General features: G+C 56.1%; 25 protein-coding genes. 8 read left to right on the plus strand and 17 right to left on the minus strand.

Annotated features, from left to right (window positions below):
- Nucleotides 1-100: 100 nt before the first annotated feature.
- From G6L01_RS08930 to G6L01_RS08950, 5 genes are all read right to left on the minus strand, one after another.
- Nucleotides 101-2944 (minus strand): valine--tRNA ligase, encoded by a 2844-nt coding sequence (locus tag G6L01_RS08930; protein ID WP_070165158.1) that lies wholly within the window; start codon nt 2942-2944, stop codon nt 101-103.
- A gap of 213 nt (nt 2945-3157) precedes the next feature.
- A complete protein-coding gene (locus tag G6L01_RS08935) occupies nt 3158-4105 on the minus strand; it encodes a PopZ family protein (RefSeq protein ID WP_070164989.1) in 948 nt (315 codons plus the stop codon).
- Nucleotides 4106-4430: 325 nt separating this feature from the next.
- A complete protein-coding gene (locus tag G6L01_RS08940) occupies nt 4431-5834 on the minus strand; it encodes a TolC family outer membrane protein (RefSeq protein WP_420359832.1) in 1404 nt (467 codons plus the stop codon).
- Between the two features lie 314 nt (nt 5835-6148).
- The gene (locus tag G6L01_RS08945; RefSeq protein ID WP_139190308.1) at nt 6149-6364 is read right to left on the minus strand and encodes a hypothetical protein; all 216 of its coding nucleotides are present in this window, start codon (nt 6362-6364) and stop codon (nt 6149-6151) included.
- A 97-nt stretch (nt 6365-6461) separates the two neighbouring features.
- Nucleotides 6462-7115 carry a protein-L-isoaspartate O-methyltransferase family protein gene (locus tag G6L01_RS08950; RefSeq protein WP_070165159.1) on the minus strand — a complete coding sequence of 218 codons (654 nt, stop codon included), beginning with the start codon at nt 7113-7115 and terminating at the stop codon, nt 6462-6464.
- Between the two features lie 462 nt (nt 7116-7577).
- On the opposite strand from G6L01_RS08950, the gene G6L01_RS08955 reads away from it, so the two are divergent.
- The 4 genes from G6L01_RS08955 to G6L01_RS08970 all read left to right on the plus strand — a co-directional run bounded on the left by G6L01_RS08955 (nt 7578) and on the right by G6L01_RS08970 (nt 10411).
- Nucleotides 7578-8108, plus strand: coding sequence for a hypothetical protein (locus tag G6L01_RS08955; RefSeq protein ID WP_139190309.1), 531 nt, complete (start codon nt 7578-7580; stop codon nt 8106-8108).
- Between the two features lie 764 nt (nt 8109-8872).
- Nucleotides 8873-9376, plus strand: a complete 504-nt coding sequence (locus G6L01_RS08960; RefSeq protein WP_070164994.1) for a hypothetical protein — start codon at nt 8873-8875, stop codon at nt 9374-9376.
- A 473-nt stretch (nt 9377-9849) separates the two neighbouring features.
- Complete coding sequence (locus tag G6L01_RS08965) at nt 9850-10104, plus strand: BrnT family toxin (protein ID WP_070164995.1); 255 nt, start codon at nt 9850-9852, stop codon at nt 10102-10104.
- Entirely contained in the window at nt 10094-10411 is a 318-nt protein-coding gene (locus tag G6L01_RS08970; protein ID WP_070164996.1) for a BrnA antitoxin family protein, read from the plus strand. The genes G6L01_RS08965 and G6L01_RS08970 overlap by 11 nt, the downstream gene beginning before the upstream one ends.
- Before the next feature lie 57 nt (nt 10412-10468).
- On the opposite strand, the gene G6L01_RS08975 is transcribed toward G6L01_RS08970, so the two are convergent.
- Together G6L01_RS08975 and G6L01_RS08980 are read right to left on the minus strand one after the other, a co-directional pair.
- Entirely contained in the window at nt 10469-11305 is an 837-nt protein-coding gene (locus G6L01_RS08975) for a DNA adenine methylase (RefSeq protein ID WP_070164997.1), read from the minus strand.
- A gap of 307 nt (nt 11306-11612) precedes the next feature.
- Nucleotides 11613-11792: a hypothetical protein gene (locus G6L01_RS08980; RefSeq protein WP_070164998.1), complete on the minus strand. Its 180-nt coding sequence runs from the start codon at nt 11790-11792 to the stop codon at nt 11613-11615.
- 322 nt (nt 11793-12114) lie between these two features.
- On the opposite strand from G6L01_RS08980, the gene G6L01_RS08985 reads away from it, so the two are divergent.
- Nucleotides 12115-12513, plus strand: a complete 399-nt coding sequence (locus tag G6L01_RS08985; protein ID WP_081344063.1) for a hypothetical protein — start codon at nt 12115-12117, stop codon at nt 12511-12513.
- Nucleotides 12514-12658: 145 nt separating this feature from the next.
- Complete coding sequence (locus G6L01_RS08990; RefSeq protein WP_015916376.1) at nt 12659-12826, plus strand: Thivi_2564 family membrane protein; 168 nt, start codon at nt 12659-12661, stop codon at nt 12824-12826.
- Between the two features lie 44 nt (nt 12827-12870).
- Here G6L01_RS08990 and G6L01_RS08995 read toward each other — a convergent pair whose 3' ends face one another.
- The 5 genes from G6L01_RS08995 to G6L01_RS09015 are packed head-to-tail and all read right to left on the minus strand — an operon-like array spanning nt 12871 to nt 14746.
- Entirely contained in the window at nt 12871-13281 is a 411-nt protein-coding gene (locus G6L01_RS08995) for a hypothetical protein (protein WP_070165000.1), read from the minus strand.
- On the minus strand, nt 13278-13436 hold the full coding sequence (locus G6L01_RS09000; protein WP_156584071.1) for a hypothetical protein: 159 nt from the start codon (nt 13434-13436) through the stop codon (nt 13278-13280). Before G6L01_RS09000 ends, G6L01_RS08995 begins: the two co-directional genes overlap by 4 nt.
- A 28-nt stretch (nt 13437-13464) precedes the next feature.
- The gene (locus tag G6L01_RS09005) at nt 13465-13902 is read right to left on the minus strand and encodes a hypothetical protein (RefSeq protein WP_070165001.1); all 438 of its coding nucleotides are present in this window, start codon (nt 13900-13902) and stop codon (nt 13465-13467) included.
- A complete protein-coding gene (locus G6L01_RS09010; RefSeq protein ID WP_070165002.1) occupies nt 13899-14141 on the minus strand; it encodes a hypothetical protein in 243 nt (80 codons plus the stop codon). Before G6L01_RS09010 ends, G6L01_RS09005 begins: the two co-directional genes overlap by 4 nt.
- Nucleotides 14138-14746 carry a glycoside hydrolase family 19 protein gene (locus tag G6L01_RS09015; RefSeq protein ID WP_174089209.1) on the minus strand — a complete coding sequence of 203 codons (609 nt, stop codon included), beginning with the start codon at nt 14744-14746 and terminating at the stop codon, nt 14138-14140. The genes G6L01_RS09010 and G6L01_RS09015 overlap by 4 nt, the downstream gene beginning before the upstream one ends.
- Before the next feature lie 85 nt (nt 14747-14831).
- Here G6L01_RS09015 and G6L01_RS09020 point away from each other — a divergent pair, with 85 nt between their 5' ends.
- Complete coding sequence (locus G6L01_RS09020; protein ID WP_071206464.1) at nt 14832-15083, plus strand: type II toxin-antitoxin system RelE family toxin; 252 nt, start codon at nt 14832-14834, stop codon at nt 15081-15083.
- A 9-nt stretch (nt 15084-15092) separates the two neighbouring features.
- A complete protein-coding gene (locus G6L01_RS09025) occupies nt 15093-15446 on the plus strand; it encodes a helix-turn-helix domain-containing protein (protein WP_070165005.1) in 354 nt (117 codons plus the stop codon).
- Nucleotides 15447-15452: 6 nt separating this feature from the next.
- On the opposite strand, the gene G6L01_RS09030 is transcribed toward G6L01_RS09025, so the two are convergent.
- From G6L01_RS09030 to G6L01_RS09050, 5 genes are read right to left on the minus strand one after another with little or no spacing between them, the layout of a single operon-like run.
- The gene (locus G6L01_RS09030; RefSeq protein WP_070165006.1) at nt 15453-15956 is read right to left on the minus strand and encodes a hypothetical protein; all 504 of its coding nucleotides are present in this window, start codon (nt 15954-15956) and stop codon (nt 15453-15455) included.
- Nucleotide 15957: 1 nt separating this feature from the next.
- A complete protein-coding gene (locus tag G6L01_RS09035) occupies nt 15958-17025 on the minus strand; it encodes a gp53-like domain-containing protein (RefSeq protein ID WP_070165007.1) in 1068 nt (355 codons plus the stop codon).
- Nucleotides 17009-17200 carry a hypothetical protein gene (locus tag G6L01_RS09040; RefSeq protein ID WP_139190310.1) on the minus strand — a complete coding sequence of 64 codons (192 nt, stop codon included), beginning with the start codon at nt 17198-17200 and terminating at the stop codon, nt 17009-17011. Before G6L01_RS09040 ends, G6L01_RS09035 begins: the two co-directional genes overlap by 17 nt.
- Before the next feature lie 47 nt (nt 17201-17247).
- Nucleotides 17248-18744 (minus strand): hypothetical protein, encoded by a 1497-nt coding sequence (locus G6L01_RS09045; protein WP_070165009.1) that lies wholly within the window; start codon nt 18742-18744, stop codon nt 17248-17250.
- Nucleotides 18741-21608: a phage tail protein gene (locus tag G6L01_RS09050; RefSeq protein WP_070165010.1), complete on the minus strand. Its 2868-nt coding sequence runs from the start codon at nt 21606-21608 to the stop codon at nt 18741-18743. The genes G6L01_RS09045 and G6L01_RS09050 overlap by 4 nt, the downstream gene beginning before the upstream one ends.
- Nucleotides 21609-21612 lie beyond the last annotated feature (4 nt).

The raw sequence follows: 21612 nt of genomic DNA on the forward strand, positions 1-21612 counted from the left end.
GAAGCGAAACCCTGTCTGGTTCAGATTGAACCAGACAGGGTTTCATCTTTCGGATTGCCGCTTTTTTCCAGAAAAAGCGGGTTCCTCTTTTCCTAAGGGGTCAACCGGCCTCGTTGACCCGCTGCAGGGCCACAGCCAGCACGCCGCGCTGCTCTTCCAGTTCGGCAAGCCGCTGGCGCTCAGCAGCAACGACTTCCGGATCGGCATTGGCGACAAATTTCTCATTGCCGAGCTTCTTGCGCCCCTTCTCGATATCCTGGTCGACCTTGCCGATCGATTTTTCCAGGCGAGCACGCTCAGCACCAAGGTCGATCAGGCTGCCAAGCGGCAGGCAGGCCGTGGCCTCGCCGACGATGACCTGAGCCGAACCCTTCGGCGCTTCCGGGGCATGGCCGATCTCACCCACCCGCGCCAGGCGCTTGATGGCGGCTTCATGATGCTCCAGCCGGGAGCGGGTCACACCATTGGCGCCAACGACGGTGAGCGGCGCGACGGCGGAAGGTGGCACATTCATTTCCGCCCGGGCTGAGCGAATGCCGCTGACCAGATCGACCAACCAATTGATATCGGCAGCCGCCTGCTCATCGCTGAAGGTCAGAACCGGCCAGTCGGCATGGCACAGCAGCGTTTCGCGCTCGACACCCTCACCTGCGGTATGCGCCCACAGTTCTTCCGTCATGAACGGCATGAAGGGGTGCAGCAGCTTGTAGGTCTGCTCCAGCACATAGGCAGCACAAGCCTGGGCTTCAGTCTTGGCAACTTCGTCTTCACCGGCAAAGACAGGCTTCAGCAATTCAAGATACCAGTCGCAGAACTGGTTCCAGACGAAGCGATAAAGCGCACTGGCCGCGTCATTGAAGCGGAAATGCGCGATGGCCTCCGTGACCTCGCGTTCAGCCCGCGTCAGTTCCGTCAGTATCCAGCGGTTTATGGCCAGCGTCGCGGCCTCGGGCAGGAAGGATGGATCGGACTTCACGCCGTTCATCTCGGCAAAACGGGTGGCGTTCCACAGCTTGGTCCCGAAATTGCGATAGCCTGCAACCCGCGCCGTATCCAGCTTCACGTCGCGGCCCTGAGCGGCCATGATGGTCAGCGTGAAGCGCAGCGCATCGGCGCCATATTCATCGATCAGTTCCAGCGGGTTGATGACATTGCCCTTGGATTTCGACATTTTCTGACCGTTCTTGTCACGCACCAGCGCGTGAACATAAACGGTTTCGAATGGCTCAACCGGATTACCCGCTTCATCCTTCATGAAATGCAGGCTCATCATCATCATCCGGGCAACCCAGAAGAAGATGATATCAAAACCGGTGACGAGCACATTGGTCGGATAATAGCGCGCCACTTCCGGGGTTTTTTCCGGCCAGCCGAGCGTGGAGAACGGCCAGAGCGCCGAGGAAAACCAGGTATCGAGCACGTCTTCATCGCGCGTCAGGATCTCGCCCGGTTTAAAATTCTCGATCTTGTCTTCCACGAAAGCCTTCATCGGCCCTTCATGCGACAGATAATGTTGAATGGCGGCGTGAAGCGCCGTTTCCTCGTCCTTTTCGACGAAGACCTGGCCGTCAGGACCATACCAGGCCGGGATCTGATGTCCCCACCAGAGCTGGCGCGAGACGCACCACGGCTGGATATTCTCCATCCACTCGTAATAGGTCTTGTCCCAGTTTTTCGGCACGAATTTGGTGCGGCCCTCGCGCACGCTGTCAATGGCGGGCTTGGCCAGTGTCTTGGCATCCACATACCATTGCTCGGTCAGGCGCGGCTCGATTGGCACGCCTCCACGGTCGCCATGCGGCACCGTGTGTTTATGCGGCTCGATTTTATCAAGCAGCCCTTCCGCCTCGAAGATCTCGACGATCTTCTTTCGCACGAAGAAGCGGTCCTGGCCTTCCAGCTCGGCCCAGACCATCTGCTGTTCGCGGCTCGGGGTCAGTCCCTCCAGGAAATCGTCATTTTCGACAATGGTCACGGTCGCATCGATATTGAGGATGTTGATCATCCTCAAACCCGCACGCTTGCCGACATCAAAGTCGTTGAAGTCATGGGCGGGCGTCATTTTTACAGCGCCTGTACCTGCCGTCGGATCGGGGTATTCGTCACCGACAATAGGAATTCTACGGCCAACGATCGGCAGGATCACATGCTTGCCAATGATCGACTGATAGCGCGCATCATCGGGATGAACGGCAATGCCGGTATCGCCCAGCATGGTTTCCGGGCGGGTGGTGGCGACCACCAGGTAGTCGCGGGTCTCCCATTCCGTCGCCTTGCCGTCTTCATCGAAGGCAACAGGGTGCTGGTAGGTCACGCCTTCTTCCAGCGGGTAGCGCAGGTGCCAGAGATTGCCATTGACCTCTTGCTGTTCGACTTCCAGATCGGAAATCGCCGTCAACAGCTTGGGGTCCCAATTGACGAGGCGCTTGTCCTTGTAGATCAGCCCCTGCTTGTAGAGGGTGACAAAAACTTCCAGAACCGCCTCGGACAGGCCCTCGTCCATGGTGAAGCGCTCACGCGACCAGTCGCAGGAGGCGCCAAGCCGCTTCAACTGGTTGAAGATCAACCCGCCCGATTCGTCTTTCCACTCCCAGACCTTATCGATAAAGGCATCACGGCCCATCTCGCGGCGGCCCGGCAGCTGCTTTTCCATCAACTGCCGCTCGACCACCATCTGCGTGGCAATGCCGGCATGGTCCATGCCCGGCTGCCACAGCACATCCTTGCCGCGCATGCGCTCGAAGCGGATCATGATGTCCTGCAAGGTATTGTTGAGCGCGTGGCCCATATGCAGCGACCCGGTCACGTTCGGCGGCGGGATGACGATGGTGAAGCTTTCCGCACCCGGCTTGGCATTCACACCGGCGCGGAATGCCTCCGCCTCATCCCAGGCCTTGGCGATTTTCGGTTCTACGCTTGCGGAATCATAGGTCTTATCGAGCATGTTCTGACCAGACATTAAGGCCCTGCCGGTTCACGGGAACGCGGGCGGACGTTGGATTTCATTGTTTTCGTCAACCACGTGGTAAAGCGGACAGGTCGCGCAGTGTCAAGAAAGGAAAGCAAAAAGCCGCCCATTCACAAGGCGGCTTCTGATTGTTCCAGTTCGACGTTTTCATACGCACGCTTGCCGAGAGCAGCCTGCGACACCGCTCTCTTAGCGGCGCGGACCACGTGCAATTCGTTCGATCTCTTCGCGCACCAGACGCTCAACCAGCGTCGGCAGATTGTCGTCAAGCCAGTCCTGCAACATCGGCCGCAACATATCCTGGGCAATTTCATCCAGCGACCTGCGCTGCTGACCATCGACGACAGCTGCCAGTTCCTCAAAGGACTTGGCCACCTGCGCACCGGCCTGCATGGACAAAAGCGCGCCTTGCCGATTATCGGCCCGAGTATCATTCTGCGTATCAGCCTCCTCGGCCTGCTCCTGAGGAGACATCGCAGCCTGGGCCACAGGTTCCGACTGCAACAGCGCTTCGATATGGCGCTGGCTGGCGCTCATGGCTTCCGGTTCAGCGATTCGCGCCTGTGCCAGAGGCCGGACCTGCCCCATAGGCCCCGCTTGCTCCGTAGCAATCTCGCGAAAACCACCAATAGCGTCAGAGATGTAGGAGGAAGCCCCACGACCATCGCGAGACTGCGGCTCTTGCTTGGAAAAAGCGGGGGGAAATTCAGAAAGAAACTCGGAAACGCCAGGCTCTTCGCGCCGCTCGGACGTGGCGCGCACCCGGGCCGCCAGATCGGCAAGCGAGACCGGCTTTCCGGCATGTCTTGCGTCATCTGCTATCTGCTGTCCGCCAACGCCAGGCTCACGGTTTGAATGGTCACGGCCCTGATCGCCTGCACCCTCAGAGAAACGGTTTGCAGCAGATGTTGCCAGCTGAACCGGACCGGGCTGGTTGGCCGCAACCGGCAAATCCATGGGCACAGCCTCAACGGAAAAAGCATTGCCTGCAATATCCAGTTCGTCCACTTCGCTGTCATAACCATAGGCATCATCGAAAGACCGGGCGGGTGCCGGCTCATTGCTTTCGATAATCCGGCGAATGGAGGCCAGGATCTCTTCCATGGACGGTTCACGCGATACATTCGGCTGGGCCATTACATTCCCCATTTGGCTTCAAACCCCATCGGCTTTTGCCATGTGATTCGCTTGACCTTAGGATACCCCTTTGCTCGAGGAAATCGCCTTCAAAAGCTTAAAGCCCAAAATACACAGCTTTATGAGTTCAATCGAGGATTGTTTCGCAAGCTGGGCCGAATTATCCAGGATGAAGGGCATCATACCAAGAGACGATGATGCTCACACATACGCGCCTTGAAGGCATTGCACCATATCTCAAATGCATTGGACGCATGAGATATGGTGCGAAGGCAATATCAACTGCCGTTTTCAATGACCCCGTAGGTGACTTGCCCCCTTGGGTTTACTTGCCGTTGGCGACCCGCAATCCGAACCATTTGTCCTTGACGGCATCGTAATGCTCTTCAGCCTTATATTCCGCCACTTGCAATCCCTGGCTCCTGACCGTCAAGGTGCCGGTTGCCGCCAGCAATGAGTAGCTGGCCACCACTTCATTGCGCTGTGCATTCACGAGGCTTTCCTGAGCGTCGAGTGCGGTCTGCTGCGAGTTCAAAACGTCAAGGGTGATTTTCTGGCCGACATTGCGTTCCTCGATAACACCTTGCAAGGCGAGCTTTGCGGCAGCAACCTGCTTGCGGCCCGAGGTGATAGCCGCCGTTGCGGCTTGCATCTGGGCAAAAGCGGTCATGATCTGCTTTCGTACGCTCAATCGGGCGTAATCGACTTTCAGCTCCTGCGCACCAACGGTTTCCTTGGCTTTGCGGATCTGGCCATATTCCGAACCGCCCTGGTAGAGAGGAATTTTCACCTGCGCTGTAATCGATGCAGCGGAATAATCGCGGTCGGTCGACTCGCTGGGATTATCTGTATTGTGGCGATCAAGGCTACCCTGAAGGCTGACGCCCGGAAGCAGGCTGCCTTCAGCCGACTTCACCTGATATTGCGCCGAGGTTACCGCATGGAGCGCGGCAAGCACGCTGGGATGTTCTCTAATTCCCAAAGCAACGGCCTTGTCGAGATTGGTCGGCATCGCCTTGGTGGCGCGCACGGGCTGGCGCACGTCCTTCGGCATCTCGCCGACCACCTGCATATAGGATGCCTCGCTCTGTCTCAACTGGGCAATAGCGGAGGCCAGCAGACTATCGGCACCCGCCAGCTGCGCCTCTGCCTGGCTGACATCGGTTTTGGTGCCTTCGCCCACCTCCAGCCGCGCATTGGCGGCTTTCAACTGTTCCTGAAGGAAGCTCAGGTTCTGGCGGCGGATACTGACAAGCTGCTGGTCCCGCGCCACATCGGCATAGGCCTGGGCTGCACCGAGCAGGATCTGGATTTCATCCGCCTTCATGCTTTCCCGATTGGAAAGCACGCCCGCTTCTGAGGAGCGCACATTATTGAGCGTCTGGAATCCATCGAAAATCTGCTGGGTCAATGTCAGCTGCACGTCGGATTTATAATAATCCGCCGAATATTTATCCGCCGGGATATTACCGACGGCGGTGCCGTTGAAATTGGCAAAGGAAGACTGAGTGCCGGAGACGGAAAAGCCCAGTTGCGGCCTGTAGCCGGCCTTGGCAATCGTCACACTCTCATCCGTTGCCCTCAGGGCGGCACGCACCGAGTTCAGATCAGGATTGTTCTTATAAGCCTTTTCCATGGCGCCGAAGATGGTTTCGGCATGCAGCACGGCAGGTTGAAAAAACAGCGGAAGAAATGCTGCGGCATAAGCCACGTTACGAAGGCTCGACAAGGATACATCTCCCAACTTTAATTAAGCCAAGGCCCGATCCATCATGGAAGGGCCGGCCCCGAAGGACCGCCTGAGTTTTTTACCAGCATGCTCATGTGAAGCCGATTCTCTCCAACTTGTCACCAACATTGGAAACGGCTCTCACCCATTCCCTGCATTGCTGACAAGATGGCGACAGACTCACCATCAAACTGCGACAGCCCTTATTCTAAGGGCCTAGATTGCGTGAAGCTGACCACAAATCATCCTGGGAGAATTCATAGGCCGAGCCCGCAGATTTACAGGAGGTTGACAAGAGCCTGACAGCTTGCAGTTCATGCCGCCAAAAAAATCAATGATATAAAGAATTGAACGAAAACAACTTTAAAACAAGAAACAGCCACACGGTCATCCACAACCAAAATGGATATAAATAAAAAATACAACCACGCTGCGGAGATAGATGATGGAACAGGCCGGGGCAAGGCCAGAAGCCATGCCAAAAACACCAGGGCTTGAAAGTGTGAACCACCTTCTTGCCTTGAAAGCATTTTGAATATCCCAAACGCACCGAGGACTTGAGATATTCAAAAATTCAATGCGAACGATCATTGACGATGACCGTTCGCAAACCTTCTGCCGCGATGATCAGAATACGAATTCGCGCGCTTTTTCAAAGCCGGGAAGCGGCTTGATCGAAGCATTGAAAAGTGAGCTTGTCGAAACAGAACCACCAGCCTTGACGAAGACATGCGCACGGACGGCACGGCCGCTACCGACCACGCCAATCAAACGACCACCGTCACGCAATTGATCGAACAGCGCAGGCGACACTTCCTCGACCGACCCGCTCAGGAAAATCAGATCGTAAGGACCTTCTTTGGCATAGCCCGCCTCCAGCGGACATTGAACGACCGTGACATTCGCGGCACCCAGCTTTTCAAGATTGGACTTGGCAACACTGGCCAGTTGCTCATCGCTTTCAACGGCAAAAACCGCCCCGGCGAGACGTCCGAGCAAAGCCGAGACGTAACCCGTACCCGCTCCGATCTCCAGGACCAGTTCACTACGACCGATTTCCGCCAGCTGCAAAAGCTTGGCAAGCGGCGACGGATCCATCAGGTAGCGACCGGGAGCGACCTGAATATCTTCATCGATATAAGCCAGAGCCTTCAGATTGTCCGGCACAAACGCTTCCCGCGGTACGGACAGAAAAGCCGAAAGCACGGAATGAGAGGTTACATCCGTCGTTCGAATCTGGCCGTCCACCATTTTCGCCCGCGCTGCTTCAAAATCGATCATATCGTTGCCCATTTTATACCGGTTGCGTTTGCCGCAGAACACCCTCGGCAAACAATCCAAAGCCGCCGCCCCGACATGTTCCGAAGCGGCTCCATACCACCGCTCGCCGCGCCTCCGCTGACCGAAAACAACGACGTAGAACCTGAGACCTGCCATCGCCAATGGCGCCATCCCCACAGGGATCGCGCCATTGGCTATAGTGTGTTTAATCGGCGGCAACGCAGCTTTCAAGCCATGTCAGGCAAGAGCTTCTAAAATCTCTGCCTGCAATGGACCAAGACCCGCAAGGCTCTTGCATTTTCCAACCTGGATCTGAGACGTTCAAGCCCGGATAGCGTTGCGCATGGAGACAGGAAGCTTACCGCAGTGCGATCGCATTGAGCACAAATCAACCCAATATTGGTCAATTTACCCCTAGTAATTCAGTGTATTTTTTCTGCGCCCTAGATTACGAGTCAAAACGTGGGAACTGAATCAAAACAATACCGGGATCAGACAGCAGGTGAAACGTATTACGACGCCACGATGCCATCAAATTTGATGGAGATTGCTGCGAATACACCCTGCGAAAAATTCACCCTAACGTATTTGCTAGGAATTGAGCATCCCACTCGCATATCAACTCAATTAAACATTGCAGACGGCGCGACCATGATAAAACCGAGAGACATCGTTGGAAGTTCAATCAAGGAATTGGCCTTCTGCGCACAATATATGCATATAACGTTCTCCAATCACTATCGGCTGACGGCCTCTCTTGCCGCTATCTTTGGTGATGAGCCGAAGGAGAAATATGTCGGTGACATCATTCTGTCTGTCAATGATTGCGGCGAAGGCATGCTCATCCGCTTCCTGCGCCGCTGGCCATTGCTGATCGGCGCTCCTGACGAGGCGACATCAAGCCCGGCCATCATGACGCTGCGCCACGAATCACAAGTGCTGACCTGGCAATTCGAACACCAGAATGCCGAGATTTATACGAAGAGTCATTGAAGATGACTCTTCTTATTCCATTTGCAAATATCTCAAGCCACTGATGCATTCGAGATATTTGCAATCTCTTCAAGGCGAGGATGCGTCAGCATGTCAGAGCCTTGGGATTAATCGGAAGAGTCATTGAAAGACGGTCCATGTTTTTGCACATGGATGTTACTGTTGAAGTGATCCCAGTTAAACGCGACATGCGGCAGTATGAATCGCACTATCGAAATATTTTTCGCAAAAATGGAAATAACACCGGCGGCTCCTGCCCTATGGCTCCATAGCCTGACCTCGTCAGCGAAAACAGCTTATCCTCTCCTCGCTCCGAGCGCGTCATATAGAGCATGTTCAATGCTTGCAGGATCGCAGGCGTCATCCCTGTCGACCAAGGCAAATCCTTCGCATTCACGTCCCGGCCTCCGGCATCGTAAAGCGTCTGCAAGATATAGCGGAGATCACCGTGCTTCATACGCCATTGTTACATGCCAACGCTGATTTGAACAGTCGTGTGACCGAACCGTTACCTGGATAGATATTTTGTTACAGCACATAAACACCACCAATCCACAGGTCTTGCGAAATCCGATTGCGACTCGCTGACAAAGATCGGCCTGAAGAACCGATTATCTCCACCCTTACCGAAATTGTGGCAGTTGCCGGAATGGATTTCAAATGTGGGTTTAAGGCCCTTCAGTCTCAATCCTCCATTGACTTGAAAAGAAGTCGCCACGCGCCATCCTATCTGGATGATCCAATGAATTTGCGGAGAACCGCTATTGAACGCTCCAGACTTTAACCAGCATCGCTTTGCGCCGTTGCTGATTGCCGCGGCAATTATTTACCTTGGTCCGGTCAGTATATCTGTCGCAAATGGCATTACGACCGCTCAAGCTCTTGCTGTTTGTCGATCCACAAGTGTCGAGGAGGCAACGCAAAAGGGAGACCAACTCGGATGGCCCCGAATGCCGGAAGACAAAAATTGGAAATCATCTTACGAGAGCTATAACAAGGTGACGGTCGACGTCGTTGGATGGTGGGATGAAGAGGCCGGGAGCCGTTTATCATTCTGGGTCGCGACAGGGGTGAATCCCGGCCGGGCATGCGGCTACAGTTTGACCAACAATGACAGCCTGCTCGCCGACCTAAGGGCTGAACTCGGCAAGCCTGAAAATGAAGATCACAACGAGATCTCTGACACCGCATATTGGCAACGCCCCGGGGCGGAGATTTATTTCACAAAGGTAGGATCATCGTCCTCTTTCACCATGGGCGATAAATAACCGACGAGAAGAACGTGGGTATCCACGAAATCGAAGCTTGCGTGGCTCGCCCGAGCGTGGGAGCTATCAATTGGCACGTAACGTCGGGCGTTAAAATGGCTGCAAAATAAAATCAGCAACACCTGCAAGAAGCAGAAAATAACGTCATAAAATCGAATACTTACAAATTGAGAAATAAGGGAATGGAGGCCTCGCCCGGAAGGCCGGAACCTCCATTCATTCAAGATTTTACCGGTCATCGGGCCACACTTTCCCGGAAAATTTTTCCATGAAAAATCAATGCCGCTTGCCACACCTGGCCACACTAGTCACAGCCGTAAACCGATATCGCTGAATCCCGCTTGACTTAAAACGCTCAATGCGTGTGGCGCCGTTTAGGGAGCGTCAGAATTATGCGACAAGGCATTCGGCTGCACTATTTTTCGTGTACTTTTATTCTTGCCCATTCATGATTTTACGTGTACGAAAATACCATGAAGATAATCTGGGATGAGCCGAAGCGATTGGCCAATCTACACAAGCACGGCTTTGATTTTGCAAACGTGGTCGATTTCAGATGGGAAACGGCGATTATCGATGCAAGCCATTCCAGGCGTATGAAAGCCATTGGTTACTATGCGGACGGAACTGCTGTGGTGATTTTCGCCACGCTTGGCACGGAAGCAATGTCCATCATCAGCTTTCGTCCCGCCAGCGCCAAAGAAAGGAAGGCTCTACATGGGCACTAAACATCCAACCAAGCCCAACTTCGAGCCGGGCAACGGCTATACGCAAGAGGATTGGGAAGCAGTTGATAGTTCTGAGCTGACGATCGAAGAAATTGCCAATATGCGGCCTGCAAAGGAGGTCCTTCCAGCCTCATTCTTTGATGGGCTGGCTGAAGCACGTAAAACCCGTGGACGCCCCAAGGTGGAAAAGCCCTTGGTGCCTGTGACGTTGCGGCTGGAACCGGATGTGCTGGAGGCCTTCAAGGCATCCGGCAAAGACTGGCGCGGTAAGATGAAGGATGCCTTGCGCAAGGCGTCAGGCATCTAAACGCCTTTTCTATTTGAGCGATGGCCAGGATCTGTCCCGGCCATCGATATTTCCTGTCTATGCTAGAGGCAGATTCTCCACATCCTCCTTCCCATCCATAATAATCACCTCCCCGACATCCTTTCCCGCACCACCCCGCACCGTATAAGTCAGCCCAACCGTCACGAATTGGAAATTCTTGAACACTTCGCGGACACCCTCGCAATCATTGAGGGAGATAATAAACCGGCCTTTGACCGACTTCAGGCGTTCGGCCATTTCGGTGAAGCGCTGGCGATTGAAGGCATCCCTGCCGTAATCACCCTCGTTTCCGAAATAAGGCGGATCGAGGTAAAACAGGGTGCCGGGTCGGTCATATCGCTCGATAAATTTCGCCCAGTCGAGGTTTTCGATAACGACGCCGGACAGGCGTTCATGGACTTCCTCCAGAACGACGCCGAGGCGAGAGATATTAAAGCGCGCCGGGCCGCTGGTATCGACACCGAAGCTCCGACCGACGACCTTTCCGCCAAAGGAAAGCCGCTGGAGGTAAAGGAACCGCGCCGCTCGCTCCAGATCTGTCAGAGTAGATGGATCGGTTGCCACCAGGCGCTCGAACTCCCGGCGTGAGGTGATCTGGAATTTCATGAGATCCATGAAAAACGGATAATGGCGCTGCAAAATACGAAACAGTGTTGCCACATCGCCGGAACGATCATTGATGACCTCACATTTCGGGATAAGCCTGCGCCGGAAAAACACACCGCCCATGCCGACAAATGGCTCGGCATAAAGCGCATGCGGGATTTGCTCGATGATGGAGGCTAAACGTTCGGCCAATTGCCGCTTGCCACCCAGATAGGCAGCCGGAGGCGACACGGGGCGAACCGAGGTAAAGTTTAACGCATGTTGCATTGTGGAGAATCACTTTTCCTGCCACACCGCCCGCGCCTGCGCAGGTGCCGGGTGTGGTATTGATTCAGGTTTTTACCAAGCGGGGTCTGACGCCAATCTAGCCCGCTGCTGTGGTCGCAAGACCGCAGCCACCCGTTGCCAGGTGCTATAAAAAAGGCCGGAAGATCACTCTTCCGGCCTTTTCTCTAAGTTTCGGAGCGAGGCACTGCTCGATCTCGTAATTCGCGGTCAGCCTCTTCAATTGCCCGAGACAAAAGGTAGGCCAGCATCACTTTGCCTTCCGCTTCGGCGATGGCCAGAACCCTCCTTAACTCGGCAGCGACAAACTCAAGGTCTTCCGAGCCTCGCAAGTTCTTGTTTCCAGCAATCGCCCGTCTGGATCGTTTTCCATTTGAGCCATACTTATCAGGTACGATAGGAATATTTCACCTTCCCTTTCCGCCAACAGTTTTGCCACGTTCAAATGCTCAGCAATAATTTTGTTCATATTTATATCCCCAACCAATTATCGAAGGATAACAAAACGATTGATGAAAACATCCCTGAATCAATAGTGGTATTGGTCACATACTAATTAAACTTAGTCGGACGGCGTCAGGATATACGACAATATACCTCTTAAAAATTGCAATTTAAATTCAATATGTATTTCTAGGTTGTTTCCGAAAAATTATTATCGAACCTAATCCGGCAAAAGCACATGTTGTGATCTTCAAGCCCTACACAAACCGGGAAAACCCCATGCCGCCCCTTCCACTTATCCGCGATAAGTGATTACTCATGCACGGGGATTAAATTAGGGGGCTGCCATGAGAGTTCAATATGTTGCCTTGGTCGCTTTGGCGGCCATTTCTAGCTGTGCAAAACGGCCTGATGCAATTGTTCCTGTAGACATTCCGATGGCTGCCTATACGAACATGGACTGTCAGGCGATTGCCCAGGAAATGGTGAAAGAGCAGGGCCATCTCGCTGCTATATCGAAACAACAAAATGATGCTGCAAATGGCGATGCTCTCGGCGTCTTCCTTCTCGGCGTACCCGTATCAAGCACCTTCGGTGGGGACAAAGAAGGGCAAGTTGCTGTGACCAAGGGCAAGATAAACGCTATGGAATCGGCCATGCGAAGTAAGGGGTGTAACGCCCCTCCGGTCGAAAAAATCCCAACCAAACCAGTGGCTGGAAGTAAGCCCAGTCCTAAGACACCCTAACGCAGCGATTGCGTCGCCAATGGTCTATCGTTTAAATCTACACAAAGGTGGGGTTGCTATTTTGTGAGCCCCTCCCCTTTCCTTTTGAAATCACAGCATTAGGTTCCACCGCACGGCGCAATCAAGCGTCTTTAGGAGTGGGGCTTTGGGTACTTCAATTCTCATCAGCATCCTGATCACCTTCCTGGTGATTGTGCTGATTCTCTATCTCATTGGCATGTTGCCGATTGATGGCCGGGCAAAACAGATAGCCCGTCTCGTCGTAATCATCATCGGCATCCTTTCGCTGCTGAAGTACATTGCGGTGTTCTAAATCACAAAAACCCCGCCAGGATGCTGCCGGGGTTTTTGGCTTGCTCATCGCCCATAGGATGGCAGAGGCGGAACGCCGCGTTGCGCCGCCTCGATCCGCTGTAAGATTTCCCGCATAACCCGCAGATCGCCGCTTTGCCCGCTGGCCGTTATTTGCAGTTCCTTGATGGCCTGTGAGATCGAGGTGGCAGATTGTTCGGCAACTGTGACGCGATAGGACAGGTTATCGAGCTTGCGCAGCTCAACCTCGTTCACCTTGAAGCGCTCCTCGATTTTGCCGTCAGCATTGCCAAGCCGGCCTTCCACGGCCACGCGCCAGCGCTTCAGCTCGTCAATGTCACTATTGGTTTGCGCCCAGGCATAGCCGCCGCCAGCGATGATGCTGACCAGCGTCGTGAGATTGATCCAGGTGTTGATATTGTATTTCGGCGGCTTTGCCGCTGGTTCGTCCGTCACGTCCCGCCCCTTTGCAAAGCATTGATGGTGTCTGCCTTAGCGGCATTTGTGGCGCGGCAATCGGCAAGCGCCTTCCGGTCCTTACCCCACAGCCGATATTCAGCCGTCCGATCCGCCCCAGCCGGGATGAACACAGGTGCATCGCAATCAGCCATGATGCTGGCCGAGACGCTTGGTTTGCGATCAGCGGTCGGTTGCGCCGATGGCGTTGAGAGCGTTTCGCACCCTGTCAGGCATAGCAGAGCAGGCAGGAGCGGCGCTTGGCCCAGCCGCAGCATTCGGTTTCGCATTATCCCTTTCCCTTTCCTCGGCAAGCGCTGCCTCAAGTCCCGCGACCTGCCCAACATGAGCGGCCATCGTGGCGACCAAGGCCGCATCGGCGGCATTGATCTGTTGCTGTTGGGCCTTGATCTTGGCGAGCTGAAGCAAGTCAGCCTTGCGTTGGGCTTCGGCCCATTGCTGGCGGATCTCAGTCCGGCCGGCTTCTTTCAGCGACGATGCCCACCGATGCAGGCCTAGTCCGGCGATAAGCACGGCAACAATCAAGGCGATGCCGCGCCAGTCGAGCTTTTCGCGGAGCGCCTTGAGGGCACTCCAGGCAGTCAGGGCGATAGCAATCATCGGCAATCACCTTTGCCGTCGCGGTCATGGGCCGGCTGCCAGCCAGCCGGAGGCTGGGGCTTCATCATCCCCGCAGGCCCATCGCGCCAGGTATTGATCAGGATCTTGGCAAGGCCGAGCAATCCGACAATCTTCAAGGAAACCGCCTCGCTAAAAAACGCCGTCCAGTCGAACAGCGCCAGCGCCGGGATCGCGGCGATGAGCATGTTGATGATGTTGTGGAGGAGATTTGTGTTCATGCCGCCCCCACCAGCGCAGCATGAAAGGCCTTCGCGTAGGCGGCCACATCCCCCGCCCGTTCCTTGCCATTGATGATACGGCGGGCGTTTACCCAATCGGCTTTAGTCCCGACGAAGAAATGTCCGAGCTTGGCCCCGGTAAACAACCCCTCACCCATGCCCACAAACATCACCTTCAGGGCAATGTCTTCGCGCATCGCCCGCGACGGATTGGCGACGAGGTCAACGCCGATTGCACCGCCGAGCTTGATATAGTTGCCTTTATGAGTGAGCTGCACATAGCCACGCCCCAGCCAACTCTTGCCGTCCGAGCCGATCCGCCAATAAGGTGACTTCACCCAGGGCATTGTACCCTTTGCGAATGACCGGTCGAGCATGGCAATAGCCTGGTCATCCGTTGCCGCGCGCGTCTCTCGCACCGGCTGCATGGTCTGTGCGGTTTCGTGGAAGGCCGTCGCGAACATGTAACCCAGCCACCGCAGATCGGTCATCGCGCTGGCCTGCCAGGCATCAAGAATGGCCGTGATGCCATTCACCTGATTTTGCGTGAGCGCACCGCCGAACAACGACGAGCGCACAGCCGCGAAGAATTTCGCGCGATCCATAATAATCATCCTTTTCTTGGATTTTTTGGCTGCAATCCTCTCGCAGCCCGTTGTAAATTAGTTCGCTATTTGCTATTTTTATCTCATGAAAAAGATCGCATATAGCAAATCATCATTGAAGGTTCTTCGCCGCCTGCCAACCAATGAGGCAAAGCGGATTACCCAGAAGATCGAGCAATATGCGAGCGATCCGCAGTCCATGGCGAACAACGTAAAGGCACTGACCAGCTCGCCTTACATCCGGTTGCGGGTGGGTGATTGGCGGGTGATCATGGACGATCAAGGCAGCGTCCTTGAAATCCTCAAGATCGGCCCGCGTGGCAGTGTCTACGAATAGGAGATGACAATGCAGACCATCATTACCCCGAACGGCGAAACGCTAGTCGTGCTGCCTCTGGCAGAATACGAAAGCCTGATCGACCGCAGCGACATTGCAGCGGCGGATAAGGTCAAGGCCGATATCGCCGCAGGTGACGACGAGCTTGTTCCAGCCGAAGTCGTCAACCAGCTTCTTGCCGGTGACAATCCGGTCAAGGTCTGGCGCACGTTTCGAAAGATGACGGCGCGGGAATTGGCCGAACAGGCCGGTATCAGCGCGCCCTATGTTTCCGAGATCGAGAGCGGCAAGAAGGACGGAAGCTTTGCGACGATGAAGAAGATCGCAGAGGCCCTTAGCGTCGATCTGGACGATCTGGCGTAAATTCGCCTAAAACTCGGCAGCCCATACCCAAAGGCTATCGAGCTGCTCACCGGAAATGCCGAGCAAGACCGCCACTTCGTCAATGGCAGGATTGGACCGTTCAAAGCTTACGGCCTCGGTAATCTCGATGCGTAGATCCGCAGCTGCCTGCTTGTCATCCATGGCATCAACCAACGCCAGTACATCCGCCTTACTTACATTAATGCGCGAGGCGGCCAGCCAGAACTGGCGAGGCGTCAGCGTTGGCATGACAGGCGCGACTGGAGGTGGCTGGTATTCAATCACAACCCCGTCAATCAGCTTGCGCAGGGACGGAAAGCTCAACATCTCGCTTCGCTGCGCTTGAGTGATCTCCACGGCCTCATTCGGAATCAGGCAGTCGGGGTTTGGCTGATGGCCAGTAACCTCGCCCACTTCATTATAGACCGGCAGTTGCCTGTCGCCGTGCACCGCCTCGTCGTAATATGCTTTGGCAAAACCCTCGTCATCGATCATCGCGTAAATCGACATTTTAAACCCCTATCGCTATCCAATGGAGATATGTTCCCGTATGTCCGCCTACCCCTGCTGCCGAGATCACCCGCGAGCGGATATCGAAACCATTCTTTGTCAGCTGCGACACTGTGATCGATAGCGCATTGCTTGCGCCAAGAATGTTATCGGCCACAGGAGCCACCGCCCAACAGGCCGATGTGAAGGCGACCGGAAAAGGTTGATAGTAATCACTGTTGGCGCTGTCTGAAGATGAACCCCACTGGATCATCGGGCCGCCCGGGATCTTCTGATACCCCGTTGCAGCCAGCTGTCGCCCCGATCCAAAATCCGTCCAGATCCGCCCCAGATCCGTGGCGTCCACCTGGCCCCGCAGCGTTGAGCCATCCCAGCCGACATAGATCTTGTTGGAACCCTGCCCCGTTCCACCGCCCTGCTGCACGGGCGCAAATCCCAGATTTGCCTGTGCGCCGAGCTTTGCCCGTCTGGCAGCCGGATCGCCCTCGACATAGGCGTTTGTCCAAAGGGCACCCATCTGCGTGGCATCGACCTGTGCCAACAATCCCGACCCATCCGTCGCCCAGCCTATCTTGATGATATTGTTGCTTCCTTGGCCAGTCCCGCCGCCCTGCTGGACGGCACCCAAAGTCGAACGCGCCGCAGCGGCATCCGCATCATCGAGTAACGAGCGCGCGAAGGCCGTTAGTGTCGTCAGGCTCATTTGACCTGATCCGGTAAAATAGCTGAGCCGGTTGGCGAGACCTTGTAAGCCGCCCAGCGCTTCGAGATTGCCGGAATTGCCCAGCAGATCGATCAACTGCCGGGCCTGCGCCGAGATCCGCGACCCGTCACCCTGATAGCGCAGTCGGTAGGCCGCGCCATTCAACGTTCCACCCCGCCAGGGCTGGGCCAGCGTTAGCGCCGTGTCGCTGGTGACCGAGCCGACAATCCCGCAATATCCATCGGCAAACAGCAGATCCCCTTCGGCAAACCCCGCCGTTGACCAGGCCGTGCCGGAGCCGGTAACGGCCGTTGCACCTGCGGCAACCGAGATCGTGCCTGCCCTATAATCACTGCGCAGCGCCATCGGCATTCTCCTGCTGATTCGTGGCGGTCGAAGCCTTCAATTCGGCTTGCAACTGGTCGCGCTCGGCACTGACTTCGGCTAGCGTCTGGGCTAGCGCCAGATTGCGCTGCTTCAGAAAGTCGGCCTGGGCTGACAACTCGCGATAGGCGACATCGGGGTGAATGTTCATGGTCATGATAGGCCTTTCGGTGGACATGGAAGACATGGGGAGAAAGCCCCGCCTTATGGCAGCGCTACGCCGAAGACGTAGTAGCGAAGGCCAATGATGGCGGCGGGATCGTTGACGGTTTCAGTGCGCACCCCGCCGCCGCTTTGATTGTAGTAAGCGACGTAAAGCGGGTTGCCCCGGAAGGTGTAAAAGGTCGCGCCCGTGTCCGTGTATTGGACATAGCTGGTGTCGCCGGTGAAGGTCGGAGATCCCCAGCTGTCGTTATAGGTGCGGTATTTGCCAAGCCTTGGCGTGCGCACGAACTTGGTGGTGTTGATCGACAGCGAGCCGCCTTCAACCTTGCCGCTACCGTGGACGGTACACCACTTGATAAAGGTGAACATGCCGCTGGCATCGTAGCTGATCGTATTGGCCTGGTTGCCGGTGGCGATCGACAGATAGCCTTCCTTGACGATTTGCAGTGCTGGCCACCGGCTATCGATGACGATATCGCCAAAGCCCGGCGATGCCCCTGCACCAGGTCGAAGGAATTGCACAACCTGCTGACCGTTCTGATCGAATTGCCGCAGCACATTGTTGGCACCGCTGGTGGCACTGGCCGGTGCCTCGGCAAAGACGATCACCCGCGCCCGGCAGGCCCCGTTCGGATTGGAGAACTCGACGGTATTGCCATTGGCCCGAAACGTTGCACCGAACGGCCCATTGTTGGGGTGGCACGGAAAATAGATCGGCTGGCCAGACGCATAGAAATGGCATTCGATGATCGTGTCGGTGGGCAGCGCCATGCCGCAGTCGAAATAACTCGTTCCTTTTGGAACAACGATATCGGCGGCGGCAATTACCTTGGCCGGGATCTGCGTTGAGCTAAATGCCAGCTGGCTGCCAGTCGCCGTATTCACATCGAAGCCCGGCTTGCTGACCCTGAGATCAGTCGAACTGATGATGATCTGTGGCTGGCCTGACACCGCCGCTTGCGGCGTACCATTCTGGATGGCCGTCTCATCGCCCGGCAATTGCCAGACAACCAGCTTGTCGGTGCCTGATAGCCAGATCGAGCTTTCCGTGGGTTTGATGGTCGCCGCGAAGTACCCGGAAAAGCTATAGGTGGCATTAGCTGAGGCCCAGCCCATCAGATAGGTTCCCTCGTCGCCGAGCTTCCAGACCTGTGTGCGGTCATTGGTGCCGAAATACATCTCCAGCATCCGCATATGGGTATAGAACCCATTGGCATCGACCCGCTTGCGGTCATAGAGCGGCAGGTCATAGATCAGGCCGGGAAAATAGGACTTCTTATAGATGTCCTGATAGCCGCCATCGCCATTGCCGGAACTCCACCAAGTCCAGGACGAGGCAGACGGATAGTAGCCACGGGGCGTCGTTCCGGTCGCCCCGGTTTGGATGGCGTTGACCTTACAGTCTGCCGCCCATTTGGACGAATAGTAAAACTTCGATATCTCGGCATCCGAGGTGGTTGCCGGATCGAAGCTTCCTTTGGTGATCTTGATGCAGGCCGTGCCGGTATAGTCGAGGCCAATAAGGGTTTTGGTCATGAAGAAATCACAATCGTGCCTGCGTTGAGCGAAATGACCATCTTGCCGTTTGAACTGCGGATCTCACCGGCTGTCACCGTGCCGATATTGGCGACATTCATCCGCACGGCAGCACCATCGACCACGAACGGGTTATTGAGATTGCCACCGGCAACGACGAGGAATTGCCCGGCCTCGACCACGAACCGGCTGGGCAGGTTCGCGTCATTGGGGACATCGAGATACCAGGCCGCACTGCGCCAGCTTCCATTGCCGCCCTGTCGCGCTTCCGCACCGATACGGGCATAGCCCGCAGGCCCGCCCATGGCGGACATTCGGAAATTGGCAGTGGAGACATCGCCGCTGGCAGAGGCTGCCGTCAGCGAGGTCAGCGCTGTGGCAATCGATGAGACATTGCCATTGGTGGTGGCGACACTGGCTTGCAGGGTCGAGACGGCGGTGGCGGTATTCTGGAGGCCTGTCTTGGTATCCGCCAGCGAGGCGGCCAGGGTATCGACACGGCTCGACAGGGCCGTATCGGCTGCGGCCAGTGCATCGGCCCGCGATGACAAGCTAGATGACGACGACGCGAGCGAGGCCGACAAGGTATCGATGCGCTTTGAAAGACCTGTATCGGCACTGCCAAGGGCGGTGATCTGCGAGGTAAAGCTGGCCGTGACGCTGTTAAAGCTGGCGGTCAGCGTCTCGACCCGGCTGGCCGTGGCTGCATTGGCAGAGGCCACCACATCAACGGCAAGGCTCCAATCCGCCGTGATGCCATCGGCAACCGCCTTGATCTGCTGGCGCAATTGCTGACGGGCATAAGCCGTTCCCAGATCCAGACCGGCAATGCGCACATCCAGTTCCTCCAGGGTTGCCTGCACATCGCGCAGGCCAGAGCCGATCCAGTCCTGATAGCTGGCGAGATCATCGTCCAGGCCCGACAGGCCGACTGCGCCCTCATACGGATCATAATCGGCCCCAGCCAAAAACCGCACATCCGGCGTCAGCACATCGATCCAGTCGCCCCATTCGGTGGTGCGATTGGAATAAGGCACGAACCGGCCCCGCGCCTGATAGAGCGAGGCTGACAGGAACGTGCCGTTCAAGATCCACTCAAACGGGGCAGCATAGGCGGTGGCATTGCTGTCGAACACCACCATCTGGCTCGCCTTCAGGCGCACTTGCACCCAGACATTGGCCACGTCATCCTGATCCGGCGCACAGATCACCTTGATGGATGGGCGCCGGGCATTGCCATTGGCATCGAAGATCGTCGCCGGCTCGGCCTTCCAGCCGTACATGGGTTGTGCAGCAGGCACCCCGCTGGACAGACTGCCGGTGACCGGCGGCTTATAATCCGTGCCCTGGTTCCAGCCGTAATCGGTCGGATCGACTTCCGTGATATCCAAAACCACATCAAGGTTGGGCTGATCGAGAACGCCATCAACCCGAAACCGCTTCTCGATATAGCCGTTGCGATTGCTGGACGTGGCGACAATGTCACCCGGCTCCAATGCCCCAAACTTTGGCGGCATGGAAATGGTATGACGGCGGGCGCGACGCGCCTCCTTCAAGGCCGATTGCATCAGCCGCTGCACCTGCGCAGCGTAAGGCACAAAATCGAGACTGACATCAGACAGCAGACGGCGGTTGCCGTCTTCCACCTCATAGTCGCTGTTATAGAGCGGCGGGGCTTCCGTCATGTTCCAGGCGTCATCTTGCGATGGATAGGACGCAGAAATCCCGTTGATGGTATCGGACAGGCCGAAGAAAGGTGTAAAGCTCTGCTCTTCCGTGGACAGAATATCGGCGTCGGTGAAGGTCATGACCGGTTCGTCCGACACGCCGATAAACGGCTTATAGGTGCCGCCAATCTCCGCAAGCCTCCCATTGCAGGCGGTCAGCATCGCTTGTGCCGCGTCTTGGATGGCCGCACTGACCTGCACCTCAGCGCCGGAGCGGTAGGTGGCCTCCATGCCATCAGCGCCTTCGATCAAGGTGCGGCATTTGCCGATCTGGGCAATCCAGTGACTGGCAGGCAAACGCCGTTCGGTGACGGTCTGGAGGCCATAGAGCCATTGACCGTTCCAGCGGATACCCCGCATCAGGGCATAGAGCTGGACAACAGGCAGCCTGTCGCCGTCGCCGCCCCAGGTCGAGGCGTCGCTCCAGCGCTGCGCACCATTGCCGCCAACCGAGCTATCCTTGGATGGATCGTAAAGCCGCATTCCGTCCAGCACGAACTTGAAGGATGGGAAGCCGGAAAACAGCTCCTGGTTCACGCGCGAGGTGGCAATCACATAGGCAACACCATGGCCGACGCGGGTATTCTCATAAGGCCGGGCCGTGGACGAGACGCGGTTGACCAGAAAGCTATCCGCTTGGGTCTGCGTGCCATCGTAAAATTTGAGCCAAAGGTAATCGGTATTGCCCTTGCGGTAATCGAGCACCGGCCAGCCGTATTCGGCGTGCGGATGATCGAAATCGATCTCGCAGGCCACGCCATTGACCACCGCCACCAGCAGCGACTTAATCGGCGCATCGGCCAGCGCAATGACCTGCGTGACATAGGCATTCGGTGTTTTGCCTGCGTTGCCCCAGGTATTGGCATAAACCAGAGAACCAGCCGTGGCAGTCATCCCGAAGATGACCGAACGCGGCACGGTGCCACCGGACTGCAATTGCCCATTGACGGCAAAGCTTGCCGTCGAAGCCTTGTTCTTGCCAGCGACAGCCGAGGCCAGATAGTTCAAGCCAACCCCGACCGCCGCCTTCAGCAGTGTCGAGCCGATGATGCCCATACCACCGATAAAGGTTGAGACCGCGCCAAGTGCCGACGCCACGCCGCTGACAATGGCGGCGATGCCAGAAAAGATTGCCATGGAT

Source organism: Agrobacterium vitis, from assembly GCF_013337045.2.
GTDB classification, from domain to species: domain Bacteria; phylum Pseudomonadota; class Alphaproteobacteria; order Rhizobiales; family Rhizobiaceae; genus Allorhizobium; species Allorhizobium vitis_B.

Excerpts from the sequence above, each read along its gene's own strand:
- G6L01_RS08985 (WP_081344063.1), top strand. The coding sequence starts at position 12,115 with ATGAGAGTTCAATATGTTGCCTTGGTCGCTTTGGCGGCCATTTCTAGC.
- G6L01_RS08970 (WP_070164996.1), top strand. The coding sequence starts at position 10,094 with ATGGGCACTAAACATCCAACCAAGCCCAACTTCGAGCCGGGCAACGGC.
- G6L01_RS08950 (WP_070165159.1), bottom strand. The coding sequence starts at position 7,115 with ATGATCGATTTTGAAGCAGCGCGGGCGAAAATGGTGGACGGCCAGATT.
- G6L01_RS09005 (WP_070165001.1), bottom strand. The coding sequence starts at position 13,902 with ATGATTGCTATCGCCCTGACTGCCTGGAGTGCCCTCAAGGCGCTCCGC.
- G6L01_RS09045 (WP_070165009.1), bottom strand. The coding sequence starts at position 18,744 with ATGACCAAAACCCTTATTGGCCTCGACTATACCGGCACGGCCTGCATC.
- G6L01_RS08945 (WP_139190308.1), bottom strand. The coding sequence starts at position 6,364 with ATGCTTTCAAGGCAAGAAGGTGGTTCACACTTTCAAGCCCTGGTGTTT.
- G6L01_RS09000 (WP_156584071.1), bottom strand. The coding sequence starts at position 13,436 with ATGGCTGATTGCGATGCACCTGTGTTCATCCCGGCTGGGGCGGATCGG.
- G6L01_RS08980 (WP_070164998.1), bottom strand. The coding sequence starts at position 11,792 with ATGAACAAAATTATTGCTGAGCATTTGAACGTGGCAAAACTGTTGGCG.
- G6L01_RS08975 (WP_070164997.1), bottom strand. The coding sequence starts at position 11,305 with ATGCAACATGCGTTAAACTTTACCTCGGTTCGCCCCGTGTCGCCTCCG.
- G6L01_RS09020 (WP_071206464.1), top strand. The coding sequence starts at position 14,832 with ATGAAAAAGATCGCATATAGCAAATCATCATTGAAGGTTCTTCGCCGC.
- G6L01_RS09050 (WP_070165010.1), bottom strand. The coding sequence starts at position 21,608 with ATGGCAATCTTTTCTGGCATCGCCGCCATTGTCAGCGGCGTGGCGTCG.
- G6L01_RS09010 (WP_070165002.1), bottom strand. The coding sequence starts at position 14,141 with ATGAACACAAATCTCCTCCACAACATCATCAACATGCTCATCGCCGCG.
- G6L01_RS09025 (WP_070165005.1), top strand. The coding sequence starts at position 15,093 with ATGCAGACCATCATTACCCCGAACGGCGAAACGCTAGTCGTGCTGCCT.
- G6L01_RS09035 (WP_070165007.1), bottom strand. The coding sequence starts at position 17,025 with ATGGCGCTGCGCAGTGATTATAGGGCAGGCACGATCTCGGTTGCCGCA.
- G6L01_RS09015 (WP_174089209.1), bottom strand. The coding sequence starts at position 14,746 with ATGGATCGCGCGAAATTCTTCGCGGCTGTGCGCTCGTCGTTGTTCGGC.
- G6L01_RS09030 (WP_070165006.1), bottom strand. The coding sequence starts at position 15,956 with ATGTCGATTTACGCGATGATCGATGACGAGGGTTTTGCCAAAGCATAT.
- G6L01_RS09040 (WP_139190310.1), bottom strand. The coding sequence starts at position 17,200 with ATGACCATGAACATTCACCCCGATGTCGCCTATCGCGAGTTGTCAGCC.
- G6L01_RS08965 (WP_070164995.1), top strand. The coding sequence starts at position 9,850 with ATGAAGATAATCTGGGATGAGCCGAAGCGATTGGCCAATCTACACAAG.
- G6L01_RS08930 (WP_070165158.1), bottom strand. The coding sequence starts at position 2,944 with ATGCTCGATAAGACCTATGATTCCGCAAGCGTAGAACCGAAAATCGCC.
- G6L01_RS08935 (WP_070164989.1), bottom strand. The coding sequence starts at position 4,105 with ATGGCCCAGCCGAATGTATCGCGTGAACCGTCCATGGAAGAGATCCTG.